Here is a 1,036-nt window from a genome sequence, read left to right as displayed (position 1 = left end):
TGCGCGACGTCGCGCACCGCTACGGCGTACGCCTCCGGCTGTTCCACGGCCGCGGCGGCACCGTCGGCCGCGGCGGCGGCCCCTCGCACGACGCGATCCTCGCCCAGCCCTGGGGGACGCTCGAAGGCGAGATCAAGGTCACCGAGCAGGGCGAGGTCATCTCCGACAAGTACCTCATCCCCTCACTGGCCCGCGAGAACCTCGAACTGACCGTCGCGGCAACGCTGCAGGCCTCCGCCCTGCACACCGCCCCGCGCCAGTCCGACGACGCCCTCGCCCGCTGGGACGCGGCGATGGAGGTCGTCTCGGATGCCGCGCACGGTGCGTACCGCAAGCTGGTCGAGGACCCGGACCTCCCGGCGTACTTCCTCGCCTCGACGCCGGTCGACCAGCTCGCCGACCTGCACCTGGGCTCCCGGCCGTCCCGCCGCCCCGGATCCGGAGTCTCCCTCGACGGGCTGCGCGCCATCCCGTGGGTCTTCGGCTGGACCCAGTCCCGCCAGATCGTCCCCGGCTGGTTCGGCGTCGGCTCGGGCCTCAAGGCGCTGCGCGAGGCCGGCCTCACTGCACCCTTGGGAGGAGAGGGGGTCCTCGACGAGATGCACGAGCACTGGCACTTCTTCCAGAACTTCATCTCCAACGTGGAGATGACCCTGGCCAAGACGGACCTGCGCATCGCCCGCCACTACGTCGACACGCTGGTCCCCGAGAACCTCAAGCATGTGTTCGCCGACATCGAGGCCGAGCACGACCTGACGGTCCGCGAGGTCCTTCGGGTCACCGGTGGGCAGCGACTCCTGGACTCGCACCCGGCGTTGCAGCAGACGTTCGGCATCCGTGACGCGTACCTGGACCCGATCTCCTACCTCCAGGTCTCCCTGCTGGCGCGCCAGCGGGAGGCTGCGGAGAGGGGTGAGACCCCGGACCCGACCCTGGCAAGGGCGTTGCTCCTCACCGTGAACGGTGTCGCAGCGGGCCTGCGCAACACGGGCTGACCGGTGCCGGGGGTTTCGGGGGCTCCGCCCCCGGACCCCCG

Annotated in this window: 1 protein-coding gene; it reads left to right on the top strand. The window is 71.3% G+C overall.

What is annotated here, in order from left to right; translation table 11 throughout:
* Positions 1-995: phosphoenolpyruvate carboxylase (locus J0695_RS39895; RefSeq protein ID WP_206969717.1), on the top strand; the 995-nt coding region annotated here is incomplete at its 5' end.
* Between the last annotated feature and the right edge of the window lie 41 nt (positions 996-1,036).

This window comes from Streptomyces beijiangensis (assembly GCF_017315755.1).
GTDB lineage: Bacteria > Actinomycetota > Actinomycetes > Streptomycetales > Streptomycetaceae > Streptomyces > Streptomyces beijiangensis.
Note: the sequence above shows the minus strand (reverse complement) of the source record. Positions and strands in the feature narration are given on the sequence as shown.